We start from the raw sequence: 22545 nt of genomic DNA, 5'->3' as shown, positions 1-22545 counted from the left end.
GGCTCGGCGACGCTGTCAGGCGTTGGCGAAGGCGGCCCTACGCCGGGCGTCCACCTCGGCCGCCAGCTCCGGGGCGCGGTCCAGCGCCTCCGGGTGGCCGCAGGCGGCCAGCCAGTTCGCCAGCATCAGGTGACCGCCCTCGGTCAGCACCGACTCCGGGTGGAACTGGACGCCCTCGATCGGCAGCGTCCGGTGGCGCATCGCCATCACGACACCGGACTCCGTCCAGCCGGTGACCTCCAGCTCGTCGGGCAGCGTCTCGGGGAGCACAGCGAGCGAGTGGTAGCGGGTGGCGGTGAACGGGTCCGGCAGCCCGGCCAGCACGCCGACCGAGCGGTGGCGTACCTCCGAGGTCTTGCCGTGCAGCAGCTCGGGGGCCCGGGTCACGGTGGCGCCGAACGCCTCACCGATGGCCTGGTGGCCGAGGCAGACGCCGAAGAGGGGTAGCCTGCCGCCGTACTCCTTGATCACGTCGAGGCAGATGCCGGCGCGGTCCGGGCTGCCCGGGCCGGGCGAGAGCAGCACGCCCGCCGAGCCGAGCCGGCCGACCTCGGCGATGTCGATCTCGTCGTTGCGGCGGACCTCGCAGTCGACGCCGAGCTGGCCGAGGTACTGCACCAGGTTGAAGACGAACGAGTCGTAGTTGTCGATGACCAGGACACGCATGGGGCTCACTCGTCCGGGGAGGGGGGCGGGGTGTTGTTCTGCTCGGTGTCGTACTGGATGTCGTGCTCGTCGCCGGGGGGCTCGTCGCCGACCGGGGTGGTGTCGCCGCCCTCGTTGCCGGGGACCCCCGAGTCCTGCTGGGTGACCTGCACGTCGTCGAAGGGGGTCACCAGGGGTTCGGCCCAGGGGAAGACCACGTACCAGAGCAGGGCGACGGTCGCGGCGGCGAGCAGCAGCGAACCGGTGATCTTGCCGGCCAGGCCGAAGGGCAGCCTGCGCCAGATCCAGGCGTACATCGTCGTCAGCCTCCCAGTGCCGCCGGGCGGCCCTTGGACTTGGGCATGCTGGCCTTGGCGTCCAGCTCGGCGTGGATGATCAGGCGCTGGTAGTTGTCGAACTTCGGGTTGCAGGTGGTCAGGGTGAGCAGCTTCTTCGGCTTCTCTCCCGGCGCCAGCTTGATCGGTGCCGGCGCGACGACCTCGACCTGGTCGGGCCGGACGATCCGGGTCTTGATGACCTTGTAGACGTACCACTCGGTCTTGGTCTCGACGACGATCGCGTCGCCGTCGTCGAGCTCGTCCAGCCGCCAGAAGGTGGCCCGGTTGCGGTGCCCGGCGACGGAGAAGTTGCCCGCCTCGCCCGGCATGGCGCTCTTCGGGTAGTGGCCCGGGGCGTACCGGATGTCCTTCTGGGTGACGCCCTCCACCACGACCCAGTTCTTGTCGAGTCTGGGGATGTAGAGCCCCGCGATCGGCTTGCCCTCCACCGGCGGCTTGGGCTTGGCCGTCGGCCCGGCGGACGGCGCGACGGTGGGGTCGCCGCTGGGCCCCCACTCCTGCGCCAACTGGCTGCTGAGGTCGCCCTGGTGGGCATCGACGATGGCCGACTTGCCCCAGATCTCGTACCCGGCGAAGAGGAGTACCACCAGGCCGAAGGTGATTAGCACCTCGCCGGTGGCCCGGATGCCGGTGCGCAACCGGGACGCCACGGACGGCCTGGTCAACTCGGAGTAGATGCTCTTGTAGCCCTCGCCGGTCTGGTGCGGCCGGAGTTGGACCACCCGCTCGCCGCGCCGGGGCTGCGGCGGCTCGGCGGGCGCGTCGCCGGCCGTGCCGTCGCGCTCGGGCACGGGCGGCACCGCGCCCATCAGCGCCGTCGAGTCCAGCGCCGGCCGGGGAGGCGTGGGCCGTCCGGCCACCGCCGGGATGATCGCGGTGGCCGCCGGGTCCGCCGACCGGTCCGGCCCGTCGCCGGCCGGGCGGGCACCCGGCAGACCGCCACCGGTCCAGTGGGGGTCGGTCAGGCCGCCGGGAGCGGCCGGCTGGGCGCCGGGCTGTCCGCCGGGAGCGGCGGAATGGGCGGGTCCACCCTCGGGAGCGGCCGCGCGGGGCAGTCCGGGCCCACCGGACCCGGCCTCCGGCGTGGGTACGCCGGGACGGGCTCCGCCGGGCGGCGACGGGTACGGGTGTCCGGGGCCGCCCGGGCCCGTGGCGCGGTCGTCGGCGGTGGGCTCGCCGGCCCGCCGGGCGTCGGGTGCGGCGGCTGGGCGGTCCGTGGGACGGGCGGCGATCGTGGGGAGGAAGGCGGTGGGCGCCTCGGTGGCGGGCTGTGGCCGTACCCCCGATCGGGGTTGGTGGTCGGCGGCGGCCGCGGTGGCGGGGCCCGGCGCGGCGGGGCGCTCCGGCCCGGCCGGCGGCCGGTGGGCGGCTGGCGGGGCCGACGGCGGCTGGGTGGCGGCGGGCGCGGCCGGGCGGACCTCGGCGTTGCCTGGCCACGCGGGTGGCGCGGGCCGGGTCGGGCCGTCGGCGGATCGGGCCGTCGGTGAGCCACCGGAGAACGGGTCGACGGCAGCGCGGTCGGGCGTCGGGTCGGCGGCCGGGCGGCCGCGCGTCGGGTCGGCGTTCGCGTGGCCGGGCGTCGGGTCCGTGGCCGTGGGTCGGGGGGCCGGGTCCGGAGGCGGGCCGGGGTGCGCCGGGGGCCGGTTCGCGGGCGAGCGCGGCGGCAGCACCGGGTCGGGCCAGGTGTTGCGACGGGCCGGCGGGGTGGAGTCGTCGACCTTGGGGATGACCGCGGTCGGGTCGTCGCTCCGGTCGTGGTGGCGCGGGTCCCTGCCGTCGGGACTCATCGGGGCACCTTCGCCGATCGCAGGGCGGTGGAGTCCTCGAAGGCCGGCACGGTCACGGAGGAGACGGTCTCCTTGTATCCCAACTGGTAGTGCTCGGCCGCCTGCTTGAACAACCCGACTCCCTCAGAGCCGGCGAGGGCCTGCTGGAGGGCAGCGGGATCGCCGATTGCTACGATCTTGAACGGTGGGGAGTACACCCGGCCGTGCAGCAGCAGGGTGTTACCCACGCAGCGTACCGCGCTGGTGGACAGCACGCGGACGTTCATGATTGACATGGCCTCCGCGCCGCCGGCCCAGAGCGCGTTCACCACCGCCTGCACGTCGCCCTGGTGGACGACCAGGTCGTCGTTGGTCGCGCCCTTGGGCAGGGTCTGGTCGTTGCGGCGGGGCGCGTCGTCGAGCTCGACGATCACGCCCGGGCCGGAGAGCGCGGTGAACCCGGCGGCCTCCCGGCTGCGGTCGGCCCGGTCGCGCTGCTCCTTGACGGGGGCGTCCGTGTCAGCCAGCGTGGCGGTCTGGCTCTCGACCTCGGCGCGCAGCCGGGCGGCCCGCAGCTCGCTGGCCGCCACCTGCTCGCGGCGGTCCTCGATGAGCTGGGTCAGCTGGGGCCGCCGGTCCTCCCGCAGGACGGTGCCGCCGGCGGTGGTGGCGGTGGTGGTGAAGAGCAGCCCGGCCGCGGCGGCGATCAGTGGCACCCCGATCGACCAGCCCGGTCGCCGCTGCCGTGGACGCCGTGGCAGGAGCGCGGCGACCGCGCGCCGCATGACCTTCTGCCAGGACGCCGCGCCGGATGTGTACTCCACCGAGCGTTCCTTCCGCCTCGTCTGGTTGATCCCCGCCACGATGCCTGCGGGAGCGTACGCCCCGGGGCGGTTTCCCTTTTTTCGGTCACTCCGCGCACCGGCCTGACCCCATTCGTGGCTTGGACGGCTCGTCCGGACTACGCTAGCTGTCGAACATTATTGGCCATGGACCGTCGCCCCCGCGCCCGGTTGTCAGGCCGGACGAGGTCGTCACCCCTCTGGAGAGCGTCGTGCCCAAGTCTCAGGTCCGCAAGAAGAAGGTGTACACCCCGCCGACGGACGTGCGTCCGACGGCGACGGCGGCGACGCGCAAGCCTAGCCCCGTGTGGCTGCCGGCCAGCGCGATCGCGCTGATCGTCGGTGGCATCGGCTGGCTGGTGGTCTACTACCTCTCCGAGCAGGAGTACCCGGTCGCCACGTGGGGCTACTGGAACCTCGCCGTCGGCTTCGGCGCGATGGTCGCCTCGCTGATCCTGCTCTCCCGCTGGCGCTGAGCCGGGCGGCGCCGGCGGCGCCGCCGGGGACAGATCCATGTCACCTTCGCAGAACCCTGCCCGGCGCTCCGGCGCCGGGCACCCTATGGTGTGCGCAGGGCGGCGTGGCCGGGTGCGAGAAGACTCACGTTACCGCTGGGTAACCTTGCGCGTAGGCTGCTCTGCATGACCGAGCGGAGCGAGGTCATCGACCGGCCCGGTCGAGGGTGCGGCAACGGCGTGACGCCGGCCGCGCCCTGACACCGGCCCCCGGTCGCCGAGCCGCTCGACAGGCAGCAGACCGGGAGGCCAACTCGATGGGCAGCGTCCAGATCGTCACCACGATCCTCGCGGCCGCCATCACCGCCGTGGCGGTGTGGCTTGCGGTGCGCGCGGTCATGAAGATGGTGGCGGTGATCCGGCTGGGTCAACCGGCACCGGAGCGGTTCGCCGACAGGGGCACCCGCACCAGGACCATGCTGGTGGAGACCGCCGGCCACACCCGGATGCTCAAGTGGAGCGTGGTGGGTGCGGCGCACTGGTTCGTGATGGTCGGCTTCATCGTGCTGTCGCTGCTGGTGCTGGAGGCGTACTTCGAGGTCGTCTCCCCGACCGGCGGCCTGCCGCTGATCGGCGGCCTGACCGTCTACGGCCTGGTCACCGAGCTGATCGCGATCCTCGGCACGGTCGGCATCCTGGTGCTGATCGCGATCCGGGTCCGCAACCGGCCGACCCGGCCCCGGGGCCGCTCCCGGTTCACCGGCTCCACGATGTGGCAGGGCTACTTCGTCGAGGCCGTGGTCCTCTCCGTGCTGATCATGGGCTTCGTCATCCGGGGCTTCAAGGTCGCCACCGACCACTTCGAGTACCCGGTCTGGGCCACCCCGGTCAGCCACGCCGTCGGCGGGCTGTTGCCCGACTGGGACGCCGGCGTCAGCATCGCCGCGTTCATCAAGATCGCCATCTCGATGACCTGGCTGATCGTCATCGCGCTGAACGTGACGATGGGCGTCGCCTGGCACCGCTTCCTGGCGTTCTTCAACATCTTCTTCAAACGCGAGCCGGCCAAGCCCGCCGGCTCCGGCCTCGGCGCCCTGCGGCCGATGATGAGCGAGGGCAAGCCGCTCGACTTCGAGGAGGCCGACCCGGAGTCCGATCAGTTCGGCGTCGCCCAGGTCGAGCAGTTCACCTGGAAGGGCCTGCTGGACTTCAGCACCTGCACCGAGTGCGGGCGCTGCCAGTCGCAGTGCCCGGCCTGGAACACCGGCAAGCCGCTCTCGCCGAAGCTGCTCGTGCTCAGCCTCCGCGACCACGCGTACGCCAAGGCGCCGTACCTGCTGGCCGGCGGCGGCAAGGACCTCACCGGCGAGGAGAAGGCCACCGCCGCGCAGCTCGCCCACGTCGACGTGCTGGCGCTCGCCGAGGCCGACAAGCCGCTGATCGGCACCGCCGAGTCCGGCGGGGTCATCGACCCCGACGTGCTCTGGTCCTGCACCACCTGCGGTGCCTGCGTCGAGCAGTGCCCGGTGGACATCGAGCACGTCGACCACATCGTCGACATGCGCCGCTACCAGGTGCTGATCGAGTCGAGCTTTCCGTCCGAGGCCGGCGTCATGCTCCGCAACCTGGAGAACAAGGGCAACCCGTGGGGCGCCCCGCAGAACACCCGCGAGGACTGGACCAAGGGCCTCGACTTCGAGGTGCCGCGGGTCGGCGAGGTCGACGACTTCGAGTACCTGTTCTGGGTCGGCTGCGCCGGCGCGTTCGAGGACCGGGCCAAGAAGACCACCCGGGCGGTCGCCACGCTGCTCAACGAGGCCGGCGTCAAGTTCGCCATCCTCGGGGAGGGCGAGACCTGCTCCGGCGACCCGGCCCGCCGGATCGGCAACGAGTTCGTCTTCCAGATGCTCGCCCAGCAGAACGTCGAGACCCTGAACGAGGCGTTCGAGGGCCGGGAGAAGGCCAAGCGCAAGATCGTGGCCACCTGCCCGCACTGCTTCAACACCCTCGGCAACGAGTACGGCCAGCTCGGCGGGGAGTTCGAGGTCGTGCACCACACCCAACTCCTGGCCCACCTGGTCTCGACCGGCAAGCTGACCCCGGTGCAGCCGGTGGACGGCGGGGTCACCTACCACGACCCCTGCTACCTGGGCCGGCACAACCGGGTCTTCGCCGCGCCCCGTGAGGTGCTGGGCAGTGCCATCGCAGGCGGAGCCGGAGCTGGCCAGGGTGGTGCGGCCATCCCGTCCGGCGCGGGGCACGACAGCGCCCTCATCGAGATGCCGCGCAACAGCGAGCGCTCCTTCTGCTGCGGTGCCGGCGGCGCCCGGATGTGGATGGAGGAGAAGATCGGCAAGCGGATCAACGTGGACCGGGTCGAGGAGGCCATGGCCACCGGGGCGAAGACGGTCGCCGTCGGCTGCCCGTTCTGCTCGACGATGCTCAACGACGGGGTCAACGGCAAGGGCGCCGGCGAGCAGGTCGAGGTCATCGACGTGGCCAGCGTGCTGCTCCGCTCGGTCAAGCCGGAGAACGCCCAGGGCGACAAGCAGACCGAGCCGGTCGCCGGCTGAGGCGTACCCCCGGATCACCGGCACCACGACGGCGGTGGGCACCCCACGGGTGTCACCGCCGTCGCCGTCTGCGCCGACTCGTGCCCCGGGGCCCACCCGTGGAACAATCGCGCCCGAGGTGAGGCGATCATCGACGGCCTGCTGTTCACCACGCTGTTGCCCCTGGTCGGTTTCGTCCTGCTGACCGCCGGCAACGCGTTCTTCGTCGCGGCCGAATTCGCCCTGGTCACCGTCGATCGGGCGGAGATCGACCGGCGCGCCGACGCCGGGGACGGTGCGGCGACCACGGTACGCCGGGCGCTGCGCGAGCTGTCCTTCCAGCTCTCCGGGGCGCAGCTGGGCATCACGCTCACCGCGCTGCTCACCGGCTACCTCGCCGAGCCGGCGCTGGCCCGGCTCTTCGCCCCGCTGCTGCGGCCGGTGGGCGGGGCGGAACGGTTCGGCCCGCTGCTCGCCCTGGCCCTGGCCACCCTGATCTCCATGCTCTTCGGCGAACTGGTGCCGAAGAACCTCGCGCTGGCCCGGCCGATGCCCGCCGCCCTGGCCACCGCCGGCCCGATGCACGGCTTCTCCCGCACCTTCGGCTGGCTGATCAGGGCGCTGAACGGCTCGGCGAACCGGCTGGTCCGGCAGCTGGGCGTCGAGCCGCAGGAGGAGCTCGCCAGCGCCCGCTCCCCGGAGGAACTGGGGCTGCTGGCGGCCATCTCCGCCCGGGCTGGCGCGCTGCCGCCGGACACCGCCATGCTGCTGCGCCGCACCATCCGCTTCGGCGACAAGCGGGCCGCGGAGGCGATGACCCCGCGGGTCGACGTGGTCGCGCTGCGGGCCACCGCCACCGTGGCCGAGCTGCTGGAGGCGTCCCGGCAGACCGGACGGACCCGCTTCCCGGTGTACGAGGAGACCCTCGACCTGGTCACCGGGGTCGCGGGCGTGCCGGACGCGCTCGGGGTGCCGCTGGCGCGGCGCGCCTCCACCACTGTCGCGGCGGTGGCCCGCGAACCGGTGTACGTGCCGGAGAGCCTGGACCTCGACGGCGTGCTGGCCGCGCTGAAGGACGCCGGCGCCGACCTGGCCATCGTGGTCGACGAGTACGGCGGCACCGACGGCGTGGTCACCATCGAGGACCTGGTCGAGGAGCTGGTCGGCGAGATCGCCGACGAGTTCGACCCGGACGCGGTGGACGATGCCGTCGCGGCCGAGCTGACCGTGCCGGGGGGCGAACGGACCGTCCTGCTCGACGGAATGCTCCGCGAGGACGAGCTGGCCGAGCAGACCGGCTTCCGGCTGCCCGAGGGCCCGTACGAGACGCTGGCCGGGTTCCTGATGGCCCGCCTGGGCCACATCCCGGTGCCCGGCGAGACGGTCGAGGAGTCCGGGTACGAGTTCACGGTGGTCGAGGTGGAGCGGCACCGGATCGAGCAGGTCCGGGTCCTCCGCCCGGAGGAGCCGGACGGCGATGACTGAGCTGCTGGTCGCCGTGGCGCTGCTGCTCGGCAACGCGTTCTTCGTGGGCAGCGAGTTCGCGCTGATCGCGTCCCGCCGTACCGTGGTCGAACCGCTCGCGGCGACCTCCCGGCGGGCCCGCTGGGCGCTGTCGGCGATGAACCGGATCCCGCTGATGATCGCCGGGGCACAGCTCGGCATCACCGTCTGCTCGCTGGGGCTCGGGGCGATCGCCGAACCGGCCCTGGCCCACAACCTGGAACCGGCGTTCCACGCGCTGGGGCTGCCGGCCGGGGCGATCCACCCGGTCTCGTTCCTGATCGCCCTCGGTGTGGTGGTCTTCCTGCACACCGTGGTCGGCGAGATGGTGCCGAAGAACATCACGCTGGCCGGGCCGGAGCTGTCCGCGCTCTGGCTGGGGCCGGCGATGCTGGCCTTCTGCGTGGCGACCAAGCCGCTGCTGGTGGCGATGAAGTGGGCGGCCCGTCAGGTGCTGTGGCTGTGGCGGGTCGAGGCGACCGACGCGGTGAAGACGGTCTTCACCGCCGAGGAGTTGGCCGGGCTGGTGTCGCAGGCGCGCACCGAGGGGTTGCTGGACGCGGAGGAGCACGCCCGCATCACCGGGGCGCTGGCCCTGCACCGGCGTACCGCGGCCGACGCCCTGCAACCCTGGTCGACGGTGACCACCGTGGCCGAGGACGTCTCACCGGCGTCGCTGGAGGTGCTGGCCACCCGGACCGGCCGTTCCCGGTTCCCGGTGGTGCAGCGGTCGACCCGGCGGGTGCTCGGCTTCGTGCACGTCAAGGACGTGCTCGGGTACGCCGGGGTGGCCCGCCGGGCCCCCGTGCCCGCCGACGTCTACCGCCCGCTGGCGGTGGTGCCGCCGGACCGTACGCTGGCCGACCTGCTGCTGGCGATGCGGCGCGAGCGGCGGCACATGGTGCTGGTGAGCGACGGTCGTCGACCCCTGGGCGTGGTGACATTGGACGATGTATTGACCGCTGTCGTTGGAAAATGAGCGAACACCCGTTGTGTGCGGATGGTTGCGCAAATGTAATGGGGTGATGGCCCACCTTGAATTCGACCCGTCGTTTCCCTAAGGTGGGGCACCGACCGCTGTGGGTCGTCTGCCTCCGTCTTCCCCTCAGCGAGGCGCCCGGCGGTCGGTCGCTAAGGAGTCGGTGCCGGTGGCAACCATGCCCCTACATCGTCACGCCCAGGGTCGTCCGCCGGCTCGCCCGGCCGGCCTGCGGCGGGTCGCTCGCCGCCTGCTCACACTGGTCGCCGCCGTGGCCGTCGGCGCCGGGATGCTCGCCGTGCCGGCGTACGCCGCGCCCACACCGGAGGAGATCGAGGCGGCGATCGACAAGCAGTGGGAACAGCTGGAACCGACCATCGAGCAGTACAACAAGGTCCGCGCCCAGCTGAAGGTCAACCGCAAGAAGTCGGCCGAGCTGGAGAAGAAGATCCAGCCGCTGGCCCTGCAGACCGAGCTGGCCATGAACCGGGTCGGCGACCTCGCCTCCCGCTACTACATGACGGGCCCCTCGCAGGACATCGGCGCGCTGCTGATCAGCGCCAAGCCGGGCACCCTGACCGAGCAGCTGACCATCCTGGACCGCCTCGCCGCGCAGGAGCGCAAGGAGCTCCAGGTCGTCATCGACGCCCGGCAGAAGTACGACGCCGAGAAGCAGAAGCTCGACACGCTGATCGCCGCGGAGGTCAAGCAGGAGAAGGAGCTGGCCGCCAAGAAGTCGCAGATCAACGCCGAGATCAAGCGGCTCCAGGCGGCGATGCCGAAGACCGTGGTCAAGGTGGCCGGTTGTCCCACCATCAAGGGCGTGGTGAGTTCCGCCGCGCAGACCGCCATCCGGGTGGCCTGCCAGCAGGTGGGTGAGCCGTACGTCTGGGGCGCTGACGGGCCGGACTCGTTCGACTGCTCCGGCCTCACCCAGTACGCCTACAAGGCCGCCGGGATCTACCTGACCCACCACACCGGCGCCCAGTGGAACGAGGGCAAGTCCATCCCGCGCTCCGAGGCGCGCCCGGGGGACCTGGTGTTCTTCTTCAGCGACCTGCACCACGTCGGTCTCTACCTCGGCAACGGTCTGATGGTCCACGCGCCCCGGACCGGCAAGCCGGTCCAGGTCGCCAGCATCGACTACATGCCGGTCGCCGGGTTCCGACGACCGAACTGACCCGTCCGACCCACCGCGAACCCCCGGTCACCCCGACCGGGGGTTCCGCGTATCCGGACCTGTCCCGGCATGGCGGGTTGCGGATCGATAACGGTCCTCTCTACTCTGGTCCTTCGTCGGCCGCCGACGGTCCGTCCAACCCGGGCGGCAGCGGCCGGCACCGCCGAGTCGCCTCCGGGTGAACCGGGGACCCAGGTACGCCGGGGTGAATCCGCAGCCACTGCGGTAGGGCGCTCCCTTCCCGCCCGAACCCGTCAGCTAACCCGGTAGGCGGTCGCGGAAGAAGGAGTACGGAGCCCGGTGGCACACCATGCCCCGCGGCCACCGTCGTACCGGTCGACCCAGGTCACCCGGCCGACGGCTGCGCCGCGCCCACGCTGGTCCCGCTTTACCACCACCCTCGCCGCCCTCGCCGGTGCCGCCGTCGTCCTGACCGGTGGCGCCACGGCGGCCCATGCCGAACCCTCGGTCGCCGAGATCGAGCGGCAGATCGACCAGGACTGGAACACCCTCGAACCGATCATCGAGCAGCACAACGCCACCCGGCAGGATCTGGCCGCCAAGCGCCGGCAGGCCGACGCGCTGGCCAAGCGGATCGGACCGCTGCAACTCCAGGTCGACCTCGCGATGAACCAGGTCAGCGGCCTCGCCGCCGAGGCGTACAAGGGGGAGAACCTCTCCGCCGTCAACGCCCTGCTCGGCAGCAGCTCCCCCAGCGAGCTGGTCGACCAGCTCGAACTGCTCGACCGGTTCGCCGAGCGGCAGCAGCGCGACGTGCGGGCCGTCAAGGACCTGCGCGACCAGCTCGCCGCGAAGAAGGCGCCGCTGGACGAGATGGTGGCCCAGCTCGCCCGCACCGAGGCCCAGCTGGCCGCGAAGAAGAAGCAGATCAACGCCGAGATCGACCGGCTGCAGAAGCTGCGGCTCAAGGTGTACGGCAACGGTGGCGGCGGCGCGCTGCGCCCGGCCCCGTGCCCGGCCGGCTACCCCGGCGGCCCCGCCGGAACGGCGGTCAAGTTCGCCTGCGCCCAGATCGGCAAGCCCTACGTCTGGGGCGCCGAGGGCCCGAGCTCGTACGACTGCTCCGGCCTGATGCTCGCGGCGTGGGCCAAGGCCGGTGTCTCGCTCCCGCACAACGCCCGCCAGCAGCGCCAGGTGACCGCCCGGGTCAGCCGGGCCGACCTGCGCCCCGGCGACCTGGTCTTCTACTACGCCGACCTGCACCACGTCGGCATGTACGTCGGCGGCGGCTGGGTGGTCCACGCCTCCCAGGCCGGGGTGCCGATCAAGATGAAGCGCGTCGACGACGGGCCGGTCCACAGCTACGGCCGGCCGGGCTGAGCGCGCGCCGGGCTCCTCGGGTTCCGGGGGCCCGGCGCGGCGGTCAGCGGGTGGGCCAGGTGCGCCAGTGCTGCCAGGAGCGGCTCGGGGTCGGCCCGCGCTGGCCCTGGTAGCGCGACCCGTAGACGGCGGAGCCGTACGGGTGCTCGGCCGGGGACGAGAGCCGGAAGATGCAGAGCTGGCCGATCTTCATGCCGGGCCAGAGCGTGATCGGCAGGTTCGCCACGTTCGACAGTTCCAGCGTCACGTGCCCGGAGAAGCCCGGGTCGATGAAGCCGGCGGTCGAGTGGGTGAGCAGGCCGAGCCGGCCCAGGGAACTTTTCCCTTCGAGCCGGCCGGCGAGTTGGTCGCCGAGCGAGATCACCTCCAGCGTGGAGGCGAGCACGAACTCGCCGGGGTGCAGCACGAACGGCTCGCCCTCGGGGACCTCCACCATCGAGGTGAGGTCGTCCTGCTGCATCGCCGGGTCGATGTGCGTGTACAGGTGGTTGTTGAAGACCCGGAAGAGCCGGTCGAGGCGCACGTCGATGCTGGACGGCTGCACCAGCGTGGGCTCGAAGGGCTCCAGCCCGAGCGTGCCCGTCTTGATCTCGGAGACCAGGTCGCGGTCGGAGAGCAGCATCGGCACACCATATCGAGCGGACCGGGTGACCTGCGTGTCGGACTGCGCATTCGTACACGTGTTCGATAGGATGTCCGTATGGCTTCCTGGTCCGAATTCGCCGCTGACGAGCCCCGACTCGCCGACGGGATCCGCCTTCTCCTGCAGCAGTACGGGCCGGGCTTCGGCTACCTGGCCACCGTCCGCGCCGACGGTGGGCCCCGGGTGCACCCGGTCTGCCCCGTGATCACCGACGAGGGACTGTTCTGCTTCGTCGTCGACTCGCCCAAGCGGCGCGACCTCGAACGCGACGGGCGGTACGCGCTGCACTCGTTCCCGCCGGAGGAGAGCGACGACGAGGCGTACGTCGCCGGCCGGGCGCAACCGGTGACCGACCCGGCCCGGGTCGCCCGGGTGGCCCGCATCGGGCGGGCGGCGCCGCAGGTCGACTGGCGACTCTTCGAGTTCAGCGTCGACGTGGCGATGCTGACCCGCCACGACCAGGGTGGGCTCGGGCAGCCCGGCGAGGGCCAGTGGCGGCCCGGCGTCCAGGTCTGGCTCGACCCGGGCGCGGCCCACCGCGGAGGTGACGCCGCCGGCGTACCCGATCGGCGCCCGGCCCGCCACGGCCGCCACGGTTTCGACACCCGCCGCCCCGCCGCCTGAATCCGAAGACGCCGGTGCCGGCCCCGTCCTGCGACGGAGCCGGCACCGGCGTCTGCTGGGGTGTTACGCCGCGCGGTAGGCGTTCCACGCGGTCAGCATGCGGCTCGCCTGACCAGCGGTGAACTGGTGCATGCACGAGTCGTAGGTGTAGTCCATGAAGTTGGTGATCGGGTCCAGGCCGGCCGCGGTGCAGGTGTCCCGCCCGGTCGGGCACTGGAACGCCGGCGAGGCCTCGGCCGGGGTGTCGTCGACGCTGTCACCCGAACCGGCGCAGCCACCCTGGAAGGTGTGGTAGAGGTTCAGCCAGTGGCCGACCTCGTGGGTGCCGGTGTCGCCCTGGTTGTAGTTGGTGGCGGTGCCGCCGGGCAGCGACTCGCTCAGCACGACCACGCCGTCCATGCTGTTCAGCTTCTTCTGCGGGAAGGTCGCCCAGCCGAGCAGGTTGTCGCTCAGCTCGCCCAGGTAGACGTTCAGGGTGTTCTTGCCGCCCTCGCGCAGCGACGTCTTCATCGACCGCTCGGCCGAGGAGCCCGACACGATCGGGTACCACGCCGGGTTGGTCACCCGGTTGATCTTGGTGAGCTGGAAGCCGAAGGCGGTGGCCGCGCCGCCGGTGGCGCCACTGTAGGCCTGGTTCAGCACGCTGATCTGCGAGGTGATCATCGAGTCCGGGATGTTGCCGCCGGCCCGGGTGCTGTCCCGCTGGATGACGTGGACGACGACCGGGATGGTGACCGTGGCCAGCGGGGCGGCGGCCTGGGCACCGGCGCGGAAGTTCGCCCGCTCGCGCAGCGCCGACGCGAGGTCGGCCTCGCGCTCCCGGACCTGCTGGGCGGTCAGCTCGTTGGGCTCGTGCTTGGCGGTCCCGCCGGCCTTGATCCGGGCGTCCGAGTGGACGTCGGCCGGCTCGGCGCACACCTCGGCCGGGGCAGCGGAGAAGGCGGAAGCAGCGGGGACGACGCCCACCGCGGCGGTGCTGAGCAGAAGCGCGAGGGTCGTCGACGCGACACCGGCGGTACGCCGGGTCAGCAGGTTGGGACGGAGTCCCATGGGCCCACCTCTTTCTGGCGATGCGACAGGGGGTGTGTCGCACCGTGGTCGAAAAGTTGGGCGTGACGTTACAACCGATCGACAGGTTTGAGAATGGCCATGTGTTGCCGCTGTGAAACTTTCTGCTTCTCGTGAATGCGTTGCGTCCAAGATCGATTACGGGGGAGGGGTGCGCCGGGCGCGCCGGGGGTACCTGGATGCACGGCGGCGGTGACCTCAGGTACAGTGGTGCCGCCTGCGGGTGTAGTTCAATGGCAGAACATCAGCTTCCCAAGCTGACAGTGCGGGTTCGATTCCCGTCACCCGCTCCAGCGCGAGGCCCCAGCTCAGGACAGGTTTCCTGGCTGGGGCTTTCGCCGTTCCACCGGCCATCAGCGCCCGGCGTGCCATCCACGGGCGACCAACCACGCTTCTTGCCCGCCCTCTTGCCCTTGCTCTTGGCCTTGTCGGACGAGCTGGCCGTCGACCTTCTTCCGCTCCGCCTTCACCGCGTCGCTCACCGCCTGGGCGATGGCCCGGTCCGCCTCCGACGTGGCGTGCTGGTAGATCATGGCCGCCTGGGGCGAGTCGTGACCCATCCGCGCCATCAGCTTCCGGGTGCTCGCGCCGGTCCGGGCCGCGATCGTGTTCCCGGTGTGCCGCAGATCGTGGAAGTGCAGGTCGGGCACCCCGAGCTTGCCGATCGCCGCTGGCCACCCGATCACCTGGTTGAGGTTGCCTTGCCAGATCGGCCGGCTGGTCGGAGTGGTGAACACCAACGCCTCTGGGTTGGCATCGACGAACGCCGCCAGGTGCTCGCGCACGGCCGGGAGGATCGCCGCTGGCACCGACACTGCCCGTAGACCGGCAGGGACTGGGGGATGCGGTCGCACATCTACCGTCGTTCCAGATGAAGCTGCCAGGCAGGTGCACGAGCGCCTAGCGCAGCTCATCGGATGACGTTGCCGAATTGCGCTCTATCAGATCAAGGCGGCCCGCAAGCGGGCCGCGCCGGCCGGCCACACTGAGGGACGACCAGGCCCTCGAAGAGCTCAGGGCTCCGCCCCGAACCCCGGCCCTCCTCGGAGATCGGCCGGGAGCGGATCACCTCGCCGGGCACCACAAGGGCTACCAGCCTCCCCGGACGGGGACAAGGTGGAGCGCCCTACCGGACGAACGACCTTGTCCCCGTCCGGGGAGGCTGGACGGTCTACGACTGCCCGACGAGGAGATCCGCTAGCTACTCCAGGGGATCGTTTGCTACACGACAGCACCGTCCGTCGGCGGTTCCTGCACCGAACGAAGGATGGTCCTATAGACCGCAAAGGGCACGATAGAGAATCCCGGATATTGAGGAAGATCCGCGAATCCGAAGCTAGCCACACCGCCCACGAGAGTACTTATCATCCCCGTTAGGGCAGCTCGATCGATCCCGCCAGGCCGCACGTCAAATGGAGTGCTGGAGTCTTCGTCGATTTCTGGTGCGGAATGACTGCCAATCGTGCCGACCATGGTCCATTCCTGCTCCTGGACTCCGTAGCGAGCGAAGAGCACGTCGGCCTCGCTCTCAAGGAATGACCGCCCCTCCTCAAGGCGAACAGAAACCGAAAGCCCTTCTTGGTCAGCCGGGTTCATGATGAGGTGTAGCCCCGTGTGAAACAGGCCGCGAGTCATTTTTGCGAAGCCGCGCAACTGTTCGCCGGTCAGGGCATCCCCGAAGAGTGCTGCGGGAAAGTCCTCAATGTCATCTTCCGGCGACTCCCGAGGAGAGGCTGCCTTCGCCTTAGGCGTCGTCGTTGGACGCCCCTTGTTCCGCTTGCTCGCCTCGCTCCCCGGAGTTGGATTGAGGGCTGTAAAGCCGTTCGCGGCGAACGAAAGCCCCGCGAAAATCCGGTTCACATAGCGGGAGTCAAAGAGGCGCGCCGGCGCTGTAATGCGAACGAAAGACCCCTCCGGGTACGCCTCCTGCAGATCGTCCTTCCAGAATTCGGGCCGCTGCAACTCATCCGATAGATCGACCAAGTAGCCAGAGGTTTCCATTGCATCTTCGAGCGCCGGAAAGACTGCATCGGCCAGCGAGCGTGTTGTGCTTGACTCAGAGCCCGAGTCCCAGTCGCGATTCGCAATGTTACGAGCTCCGATGCTGAGCTTATTCTGCGTCTTTTCCGTAATTTTGACTTCTTCGCTAACCCCCCCATCCCCAAGCTGAGCAAGCAACGACCTGACCTTTTGCGTGTCGACGTAAAGGAACTCCCGGAGCAAGAGCAGATCCCTTTAACCTTGGCGGCCTGCAAACATGAAGCCATCGTAGGAAGGAGTTAGATGCCAGCCAGGCCCCGTCAGTGTCGGGATCCTTACACAAGCTCGTGCCTACTGAGGATGTCGATCTGCGGCAGGCGTCAAGGGGCAACTTGATCTTACAATCCCGAGGCCGCTGTGCCATCCACGTGCCAGTAGCCGGTGCCTTGCACGGTTACCAGGGGGGCACGAACGGACACGCACTTCCTGGCTTGACCTGGCCCATTAGGTCCTTGTCCACCCTGATCTTCGTCCTTCCAAACTGGGCTCCACGCAGACTGGCACAGCTCCAACTTCGCTGCGGCCTCGGAGCGGGGACAGCAGCGTTGGGAAGCGGTGCCTATCCTCTCGGCCATGGGAGCTCTCAAGCCGTGGCACTTGTTGGTCCTGACGATCTGCTGCCTCTTGCCGACTGCTGCGGCGATCGTTGGCGGCGTCTGGGCGGTCCGCCGATCTCGTAACCGTCGCTGAGCCAGTTCCGTCAACGACAGTCGAAGCTGCCGGGCCATCCACGGGCCACAAGCGGGTGCCACCAGGGGCCAAGCCAGGCCGCCCAGGACCAAAGCGAACAGGGGCCACGCCGCAGGTTGACCGGATGTTGTCCAATTCCCAAGCTGACAGTGCGGGTTCGATTACCGTCACCCGCTCCACGCGAAAGGCCCTGGCCAGGACGACAGTCCCAACCAGGGCCTTCGAGCCCCGGTCAGTCACAACGGCGAGGTCGGGGACTTTTCGCATCCGCTGAAGTCGCGGGCGCTCGTCCCCGCCGAGCCGCCGCTTGGTCGCAGGTGCACCTGGGCATCGCGGCGTGAAGAACGACGGCCGGTCGGGGACATCCCCGACCGGCCGTCATCATCGCTGGTTACGGCAGGGTGACGTACTGCCCGAGGAAGGCCCGGGCGCTGGCACTGTCCATCCGGTACGCCACGTTGGTGGCGTAGCAGGGGCCGTCACCGGTGATCGTGGTGCCGGCGAGTACGCGCTTGCCGTCGAGGGTGGCGAAGTTCGGGCCGCCGGAGTCGCCGTAGCAGGCGCCGCCGAGGCCCCGGCTCTCGTTCATCGCCAGGCGCACCCACGTCTTGTTGAGCGCGTCGAAGTCGAGCGTCCCCTTCATCCGTACGCCACCACCCGGGTGGGTCTGGCCACCAGGCTGGTTCAGGGCCTCCTGCGTGCCGTACCCCATGACCTGCCAGTGTGCGGCGTCGAGCGCGCGCGAACCGAGCCCGGAGAGCTGGTTGGCGCTCGGCAGGGTGGCCGGCGTGAAGGGCCAGCGCTTCGCGAGCTCCGTGGTCTGCGCCCCTGCCAACTTGATGACCGCGATGTCGTGGGAGTCAGCCGAGTTGCCCGGGTATGCCGGGTCGGAGTGGGCGGTGCCCTCGACACCCACTCGTCCCGCGATCTGCTCCGGCGTCCCACCGAGCGTGTTCGAGGCGTTGATCGAGCCCTGTACGTCCTGAGCGAGCGAGACGTAGAACTTGGTGCCGGTGGGCCGGTTGGCGGTGCAGTGGGCGGCCGTGAGGAAGACGTCCGCCGAGATCATCGTGCCCGAGCAGCTCCACCGGACGACGTCCGGCGTGGCGGGATTGCCGTCGCGGTCGTACTGCACGACGAGCGCTCCGACCTCGGCGCGCTCAGGGGCAGGCTGCGCGTTGTATGAATTGATCGCCGAGGCGGGGGCGGCGACGCTGAGCAGCGCCGCGGTGGCGGTGGCGGTCAGTGCGGCAAGTGCGGTTCGACGACGCAAATCTCCTCCAGTGAGGGACGTGGGTGTGCCAGTAGCTGACCACATCGGCTGTGTGATTGGAAGACATCGGCAGTCGTGAGCTGATCGGTGCGCGGGTGGCTTCCTGAGCAGCGTCCTCACGCGCCCGCTGACCCGGGTCTACTAATCGAGGTAGGCCAGAACGGCGAGTACGCGGCGGTGGTGGCTGCTCGATGGTGGTAGGCCGAGTTTGGCGAAGAGCGTGTTGATGTGGTTGCTGACCGACTTCTCGGTGATGACCATGTCTGCGGCGATGGCGGCGTTGGAGTGGCCCTCGGCCATCAGACGAAGCACATCTCGTTCTCGTGGGGTGAGGCTGGTCAGGGTGTCGCGCTGGTGCAGCAGTTGCGCGACGACCTCTGGGTCCATGACCGTGCCGCCGGTGGCGACCTGGCGGATCGCGTCGACGAACTGCCGTACGTCACCGACCCGGTCCTTGAGGAGGTATCCGACCGCCCCGGAGCGGTCGGAGAGCAGCTCACGGGCGTACAGCCGTTCGACGTACTGGGAGAGGGCCAGGACGGGCAGGCCGGGCACCTCGCGGCGGGCGGCGATGGCGGCGCGCAGTCCTTCGTCGGTGAAGGTGGGTGGTAGGCGCACGTCGACCACGGCGACGTCGGGCCGGGTTGAGACGAGCGCCTCGGCGAGCTGCACGCCGTCATCGACGGCGGCCACGACGTCGAAGCCGTACGCGGTCAGCATCCGGGTCAACCCGTCGCGCAGCAGCAGTTGATCCTCGGCGATCAGGACACGCACGACAACTCCATGTCCAGCACGGTAGGCCCGCCCGGCGGGCTGGCGATGCGGAGGGTTCCGTCGAAGGCGGACAGCCGACGTTGGATGCCCCGCAGTCCGCTGCCGCGGGATGGATCGGCTCCGCCGTGTCCGTCGTCGCGCACGCTGATGCGCAGTGCCGGACCACTGTCGGCGATGGCGATCTGGACACCACCGGCGCCGCTGTGCCGGATCGCGTTGGCCAACGACTCGGCTATGACGAAATATGCCGCGGACTCCACCGGCGCGCTCAGGCGTCGGTCAAGCCGAAGATCCAGCTCGACCGGGAGGTTGCTGGTCAGCGTCAGAGCTTGCACCGCCCCCGCCAGCCCCCGGTCGGCCAGCACCGGCGGATGAATGCCGCGCACCAGGTCGCGCAGTTCCGTCAGGGCCGCGCTCGCGCTGGCCTTCGCCTCGGCCACCAGCGCCTTGGCACCGGCCGGATTCGCGTCGATGACGTCCTCGGCCATGCCGAGATTCATGGTCACGGCGATGAGGCGTACCTGCGCCCCGTCATGCAGATCCCGTTCGACCCGGCGGAGTTCGGCGGCGGAGGCATCAACGGCGGCGGCCCGGGTGGTGGTCAGCTGGTTCACCCGCGCGGACAACCTGGCGGCGGACGTGGGCCCGAGCAGCACGGCCGCGAGCCGCGCCTGACCGGCGATGAGATGTCGCGGCGTGCGGTAGGCCAGCCCTGCCAGCCCGGCGCCGACCGGCACCAGCGCCCACGCGAGCGGGCCGGACCTTCCGGTGATCTCCAGCACTGCGGGGTCGAAGACGGTCTGGGAAGGCAGCAGAGCCCGAAGCAACGGCGCGGCCAGGCACTCCGCGGCCGCCAACCACAGTCCCAGTCCCAGCGTCACACCGATCACGCTCAGCACGAACTGGCATACCAGCCAGGTCAGGTCGCGCCAGGTGGCCAGGTCGCCGATCAAGGTGCGGGCTCGGGCCGGTACGCCTGCGGGCAACGGCAGGTAAGGGGAGGTGACCGGCTCGCCCAGCACCGCCGCGACCCGGCGGCGCTGCAGATCGGCCAGGCGGCGAGTCAGCCATACCGCGGCGACGAAGAGCAGGACGCCCAGACCTGCCGCAAGGCTCGCCGGCACCGAGGCCGCCATCAGGAACAGTAGGAGCGGTGCGGGCAACCCGATGGCCGCCCCGGCCAGCAGTTGGCCGAGCTCCCGTGCCCCGTGCGCGATCCTCCGTCGCATGGTCACGATCCTTCCAGCCGTGACGCACACGGCAGCTCAAGCGTCTCCGAACGAGATCAACCCTAGATTTCGTGCCGCTCGGCGGCGACGAGCCAGGTACCCCGATACGTCCAGGTGCCTGCACCCCTACGACCTGAGGTGCAACGGCCCTGGGCCGTGTCCCGCGAGCAGACGAACCTGATCCCCGTGGCTGGCGGCCCGTCGGGCGGGCCAGACGATCTGAAGGGGACGGACCCATGCAGCATGCGGTGGCCCAGGTCAGGGCAACACGTAGAACCGGCGAATGCGGCGCCGCTGGACCGGGCGGTTCTGGGTGGTTGCCGCGGATCGTGGCAGCTCTGGCAGCCCTCGCTGCTGCGGTGCTCGTCCTTCCGACCGCTCCCGCACACGCCGCCCCGAACGGCGTGACCAGCACGGAGGTGTCCTTCTCCGGCAACGGCGGCGTGGTCCTGCACGGCACCGTCCTGGCACCGGCGCCGACGACACCGCGCCGGCCAGCGATGGTGCTGATTGAGGGGGCGGGCAATCGAGGCCGGCAGGAGCTGTACGCGGACGCCGAAGCATTCGCCCGGCGCGGCGTCGTGACACTCATCTACGACAAGCGGACCGTGGGCTACTCCTTGCTGCACCGCGACTACTCGGTGCTGGCCGACGACGCGCTCGCCGGCCTGCGACTGCTCCGGTCCCGCGCTGATGTCGACCCGACCCGGCTTGGTCTGTGGGCACTGTCGGAGGGTGCCTTTGTCGCGCCGCTCGCCGCGCGCCGCTCCACCGATGTGAAGTTCCTGATCACTGTCGGCGCGGTCGGTGTCACCCCCGGCGCGCAGACGGCGTGGGGGTACGGCGAGTACCTCCGGCACGCCGGCGTGTCCGGGTCGTTACTGCGCACGATGCGGGTGAACGCGGTGCGGATGACGATCGGCGCGGGCCTGTTCCCGGAGGCCGACTTCGAACCGGCACCGGCCTGGCAGGCGGTGTACCAGCCGGTACTCGCGCAGTGGGGCGAACTCGACCGCGAAGCCCTCCCACGGGAGAGCAGCCAGATCATCCGGCGGGCACTGGAGAACGGCGGCAACACCCACCACACGATCCGCTTCGTCCCCGGCGTACGGCACAACCTGCACCTGACGGCCAACGGCGGCTTCGACCGGCTCGACAGCCTCCCCACCACGTACGGCAGTTACGAGACGTCCTGGATCGAGAATCTGCCCCACACCCCGCCCAGCCCGAACTCCGAGGCTCCGGCTCAGGACGCACCCGCCCCCAGACTCACGTCGCTCGCCTGGTACGAGTCCCCCTGGATCCAACTCGTCATCCTGATCGTGTTCCTGGTGGCCTTCGCCGGCTACCCGCTGACCGCCGCCGTACGGCGTATCCGCGGCCGCCGCGGTGCCCCGCTGGTACGGCGTTCGGCGCGCTGGCTGGCCGCCACCGGCTTGGCGACCACGGCGGGTGCGCTCATATACGTCTTCTTCGTGATGGCCACCGCCGCAAACGTCATCGGACCCGTTGCGATCGGCCGCCCTGTGCCCTGGCTCGGCCTGCAGTCCCTCGCCGTCGGCACCGTCGTGGCCACCGCCGCCGCCGCACTGTCGTGGCGACGTCACCGTCACGACCTCAGCCGCGGCGACCAGGTCCGGCTCAGCCTGCTCGTTGTCGCCGGCCTGCTGTTCCTACCCTGGGCGACCTACTGGGGCCTGCTCATCCCGTAACCGCCTGCGTCCTCCACCACCGCATCGTCCAGGACGACGGCCCAACCATCGCTTCCCGCGGAGCCGAGGGCAGCCGGCCAGCCGGTAGCAGTTGCCGAATTCGTCTCTCCCTCACATCGTGTTGACGATCAGCCCGATGTGGGTGAAGTAGTTCAACGCTCCGAAGAGGGTGAAGACGACACCGGCGATGGCCCACGCCACGCCGATGATCCCCAGCAGCACGCGGTTCAGCTTGAGCAGGGCGAACGGGGCGAGAACTGAGCCGATCCCCACCAGGACGTACAGGCCGGAGATGAAGGTGGCCTCGATCACCGGGTACTCCGCGAACGCCCCCGAGATCGGCTCCTGGGGTGGCGCCGCGAAGAGCGTGTACGTCCAGCCGGCCGCCGCGATGCCGAAACAGGCCAGGCCGAGCGCGAACACAAAGATCGAAACCGGCCAGAGCAACCGCCGCACCTGCTCCGTCCGCAGGCCGCCATTCTCCAGCGATGCCTCCGCGAAGAGTTGTCCCCGCCGCCACAGGATGATCGCCGCGCCGAGCATCAGCACCCCGAAGCCCAGGGACGGCTCACCGAAGATGATGTTGTCGAAGGCGAAGCCCCCGGGCGCCAGCGGCCAGGTCAGCGTCATGTGCAGACCTGTGACGGTGAGGATTGCACCCAGGATCCCGAAGGCGATGGACCACCCTTCGGCGGCGATCGGCCTGCCCGTCAGGATCTGCCAACCGAGGGCCACGACGAGCAGCAGGCCGACGCCCGCGGTGAGTGCCATGATGGTGTTGTAGGTGGGCATCTGCGCCCAGTCGATCTTCAGGTCCTGCTGGGCCAATACCTCAGGCATTGCCCCTCCCTCCGTTGGCGCTCCCAGCGC

Annotated in this window: 20 protein-coding genes, 1 tRNA gene and 1 riboswitch; of the genes, 9 read left to right on the top strand and 12 right to left on the bottom strand. The window is 70.4% G+C overall.

Annotation, left to right across the window (positions count from 1 at the left end; translation table 11 throughout):
- Nucleotides 1-15: 15 nt before the first annotated feature.
- Genes AB0I41_RS23375 through AB0I41_RS23360 form a run of 4 tightly spaced genes read right to left on the bottom strand, consistent with a single transcriptional unit; the run spans nt 16 to nt 3594 of the window.
- Nucleotides 16-666, bottom strand: coding sequence for an aminodeoxychorismate/anthranilate synthase component II (locus tag AB0I41_RS23375; RefSeq protein WP_357111199.1), 651 nt, complete (start codon nt 664-666; stop codon nt 16-18).
- A 5-nt stretch (nt 667-671) separates the two neighbouring features.
- Complete coding sequence (locus AB0I41_RS23370; protein ID WP_357111196.1) at nt 672-962, bottom strand: hypothetical protein; 291 nt, start codon at nt 960-962, stop codon at nt 672-674.
- Between the two features lie 5 nt (nt 963-967).
- Nucleotides 968-2791 carry a class E sortase gene (locus AB0I41_RS23365; protein WP_357111193.1) on the bottom strand — a complete coding sequence of 608 codons (1824 nt, stop codon included), beginning with the start codon at nt 2789-2791 and terminating at the stop codon, nt 968-970.
- Nucleotides 2788-3594, bottom strand: coding sequence for a DUF881 domain-containing protein (locus AB0I41_RS23360; RefSeq protein WP_357111189.1), 807 nt, complete (start codon nt 3592-3594; stop codon nt 2788-2790). The genes AB0I41_RS23365 and AB0I41_RS23360 overlap by 4 nt, the downstream gene beginning before the upstream one ends.
- A 230-nt stretch (nt 3595-3824) precedes the next feature.
- On the opposite strand from AB0I41_RS23360, the gene AB0I41_RS23355 reads away from it, so the two are divergent.
- The 6 genes from AB0I41_RS23355 to AB0I41_RS23330 all read left to right on the top strand — a co-directional run bounded on the left by AB0I41_RS23355 (nt 3825) and on the right by AB0I41_RS23330 (nt 11622).
- Nucleotides 3825-4088 (top strand): cell division protein CrgA, encoded by a 264-nt coding sequence (locus tag AB0I41_RS23355; protein WP_357111186.1) that lies wholly within the window; start codon nt 3825-3827, stop codon nt 4086-4088.
- 296 nt (nt 4089-4384) lie between these two features.
- Nucleotides 4385-6640 (top strand): (Fe-S)-binding protein, encoded by a 2256-nt coding sequence (locus AB0I41_RS23350; RefSeq protein WP_357111183.1) that lies wholly within the window; start codon nt 4385-4387, stop codon nt 6638-6640.
- Between the two features lie 156 nt (nt 6641-6796).
- Complete coding sequence (locus tag AB0I41_RS23345) at nt 6797-8104, top strand: hemolysin family protein (protein WP_357111180.1); 1308 nt, start codon at nt 6797-6799, stop codon at nt 8102-8104.
- A complete protein-coding gene (locus AB0I41_RS23340; protein ID WP_357111178.1) occupies nt 8097-9101 on the top strand; it encodes a hemolysin family protein in 1005 nt (334 codons plus the stop codon). The genes AB0I41_RS23345 and AB0I41_RS23340 overlap by 8 nt, the downstream gene beginning before the upstream one ends.
- A 163-nt stretch (nt 9102-9264) precedes the next feature.
- Nucleotides 9265-10281, top strand: a complete 1017-nt coding sequence (locus AB0I41_RS23335) for an NlpC/P60 family protein (protein ID WP_357111175.1) — start codon at nt 9265-9267, stop codon at nt 10279-10281.
- Between the two features lie 151 nt (nt 10282-10432).
- Nucleotides 10433-10569, top strand: a riboswitch (cyclic di-AMP (ydaO/yuaA leader).
- 12 nt (nt 10570-10581) lie between these two features.
- Nucleotides 10582-11622, top strand: a complete 1041-nt coding sequence (locus AB0I41_RS23330; RefSeq protein WP_357111172.1) for an NlpC/P60 family protein — start codon at nt 10582-10584, stop codon at nt 11620-11622.
- Nucleotides 11623-11665: 43 nt separating this feature from the next.
- Here AB0I41_RS23330 and dcd read toward each other — a convergent pair whose 3' ends face one another.
- Nucleotides 11666-12244, bottom strand: a complete 579-nt coding sequence (dcd, locus tag AB0I41_RS23325) for a dCTP deaminase (RefSeq protein ID WP_357111169.1) — start codon at nt 12242-12244, stop codon at nt 11666-11668.
- A 78-nt stretch (nt 12245-12322) separates the two neighbouring features.
- On the opposite strand from dcd, the gene AB0I41_RS23320 reads away from it, so the two are divergent.
- Nucleotides 12323-12889, top strand: a complete 567-nt coding sequence (locus AB0I41_RS23320) for a pyridoxamine 5'-phosphate oxidase family protein (protein ID WP_357111167.1) — start codon at nt 12323-12325, stop codon at nt 12887-12889.
- 63 nt (nt 12890-12952) lie between these two features.
- On the opposite strand, the gene AB0I41_RS23315 is transcribed toward AB0I41_RS23320, so the two are convergent.
- Nucleotides 12953-13939 carry a zinc metalloprotease gene (locus AB0I41_RS23315; protein ID WP_357111165.1) on the bottom strand — a complete coding sequence of 329 codons (987 nt, stop codon included), beginning with the start codon at nt 13937-13939 and terminating at the stop codon, nt 12953-12955.
- A gap of 237 nt (nt 13940-14176) precedes the next feature.
- On the opposite strand from AB0I41_RS23315, the gene AB0I41_RS23310 reads away from it, so the two are divergent.
- Nucleotides 14177-14250: transfer RNA gene (locus AB0I41_RS23310), tRNA-Gly, on the top strand.
- 60 nt (nt 14251-14310) lie between these two features.
- Here the strand turns inward: AB0I41_RS23310 and AB0I41_RS23305 are convergent.
- The 5 genes from AB0I41_RS23305 to AB0I41_RS23285 all read right to left on the bottom strand — a co-directional run bounded on the left by AB0I41_RS23305 (nt 14311) and on the right by AB0I41_RS23285 (nt 19963).
- Nucleotides 14311-14871: a site-specific integrase gene (locus tag AB0I41_RS23305; protein WP_357111162.1), complete on the bottom strand. Its 561-nt coding sequence runs from the start codon at nt 14869-14871 to the stop codon at nt 14311-14313.
- Between the two features lie 307 nt (nt 14872-15178).
- Entirely contained in the window at nt 15179-16180 is a 1002-nt protein-coding gene (locus AB0I41_RS23300) for a hypothetical protein (protein WP_357111160.1), read from the bottom strand.
- A gap of 898 nt (nt 16181-17078) precedes the next feature.
- Nucleotides 17079-17960 (bottom strand): trypsin-like serine protease, encoded by an 882-nt coding sequence (locus AB0I41_RS23295; protein WP_357111157.1) that lies wholly within the window; start codon nt 17958-17960, stop codon nt 17079-17081.
- Between the two features lie 141 nt (nt 17961-18101).
- Complete coding sequence (locus tag AB0I41_RS23290; RefSeq protein ID WP_357111154.1) at nt 18102-18734, bottom strand: response regulator transcription factor; 633 nt, start codon at nt 18732-18734, stop codon at nt 18102-18104.
- Complete coding sequence (locus AB0I41_RS23285; RefSeq protein WP_357111151.1) at nt 18722-19963, bottom strand: sensor domain-containing protein; 1242 nt, start codon at nt 19961-19963, stop codon at nt 18722-18724. The genes AB0I41_RS23290 and AB0I41_RS23285 overlap by 13 nt, the downstream gene beginning before the upstream one ends.
- Nucleotides 19964-20292: 329 nt before the next feature.
- On the opposite strand from AB0I41_RS23285, the gene AB0I41_RS23280 reads away from it, so the two are divergent.
- Nucleotides 20293-21675, top strand: a complete 1383-nt coding sequence (locus tag AB0I41_RS23280) for a hypothetical protein (protein ID WP_357111149.1) — start codon at nt 20293-20295, stop codon at nt 21673-21675.
- Nucleotides 21676-21786: 111 nt separating this feature from the next.
- Here the strand turns inward: AB0I41_RS23280 and AB0I41_RS23275 are convergent, their stop codons facing one another.
- Nucleotides 21787-22515 carry a DUF981 domain-containing protein gene (locus AB0I41_RS23275; protein ID WP_357111147.1) on the bottom strand — a complete coding sequence of 243 codons (729 nt, stop codon included), beginning with the start codon at nt 22513-22515 and terminating at the stop codon, nt 21787-21789.
- Between the last annotated feature and the right edge of the window lie 30 nt (nt 22516-22545).

The organism is Micromonospora sp. NPDC050200, assembly GCF_040656135.1.
GTDB lineage: Bacteria > Actinomycetota > Actinomycetes > Mycobacteriales > Micromonosporaceae > Micromonospora.
This window is presented reverse-complemented; position numbering and strand designations above follow the sequence as displayed.

Excerpts from the sequence above, each read along its gene's own strand:
- AB0I41_RS23375 (WP_357111199.1), bottom strand. The coding sequence starts at position 666 with ATGCGTGTCCTGGTCATCGACAACTACGACTCGTTCGTCTTCAACCTG.
- AB0I41_RS23370 (WP_357111196.1), bottom strand. The coding sequence starts at position 962 with ATGTACGCCTGGATCTGGCGCAGGCTGCCCTTCGGCCTGGCCGGCAAG.
- AB0I41_RS23365 (WP_357111193.1), bottom strand. The coding sequence starts at position 2,791 with ATGAGTCCCGACGGCAGGGACCCGCGCCACCACGACCGGAGCGACGAC.
- AB0I41_RS23350 (WP_357111183.1), top strand. The coding sequence starts at position 4,385 with ATGGGCAGCGTCCAGATCGTCACCACGATCCTCGCGGCCGCCATCACC.
- AB0I41_RS23340 (WP_357111178.1), top strand. The coding sequence starts at position 8,097 with ATGACTGAGCTGCTGGTCGCCGTGGCGCTGCTGCTCGGCAACGCGTTC.
- dcd (WP_357111169.1), bottom strand. The coding sequence starts at position 12,244 with ATGCTGCTCTCCGACCGCGACCTGGTCTCCGAGATCAAGACGGGCACG.
- AB0I41_RS23320 (WP_357111167.1), top strand. The coding sequence starts at position 12,323 with ATGGCTTCCTGGTCCGAATTCGCCGCTGACGAGCCCCGACTCGCCGAC.
- AB0I41_RS23315 (WP_357111165.1), bottom strand. The coding sequence starts at position 13,939 with ATGGGACTCCGTCCCAACCTGCTGACCCGGCGTACCGCCGGTGTCGCG.
- AB0I41_RS23305 (WP_357111162.1), bottom strand. The coding sequence starts at position 14,871 with ATGAGCTGCGCTAGGCGCTCGTGCACCTGCCTGGCAGCTTCATCTGGA.
- AB0I41_RS23285 (WP_357111151.1), bottom strand. The coding sequence starts at position 19,963 with ATGCGACGGAGGATCGCGCACGGGGCACGGGAGCTCGGCCAACTGCTG.
- AB0I41_RS23275 (WP_357111147.1), bottom strand. The coding sequence starts at position 22,515 with ATGCCTGAGGTATTGGCCCAGCAGGACCTGAAGATCGACTGGGCGCAG.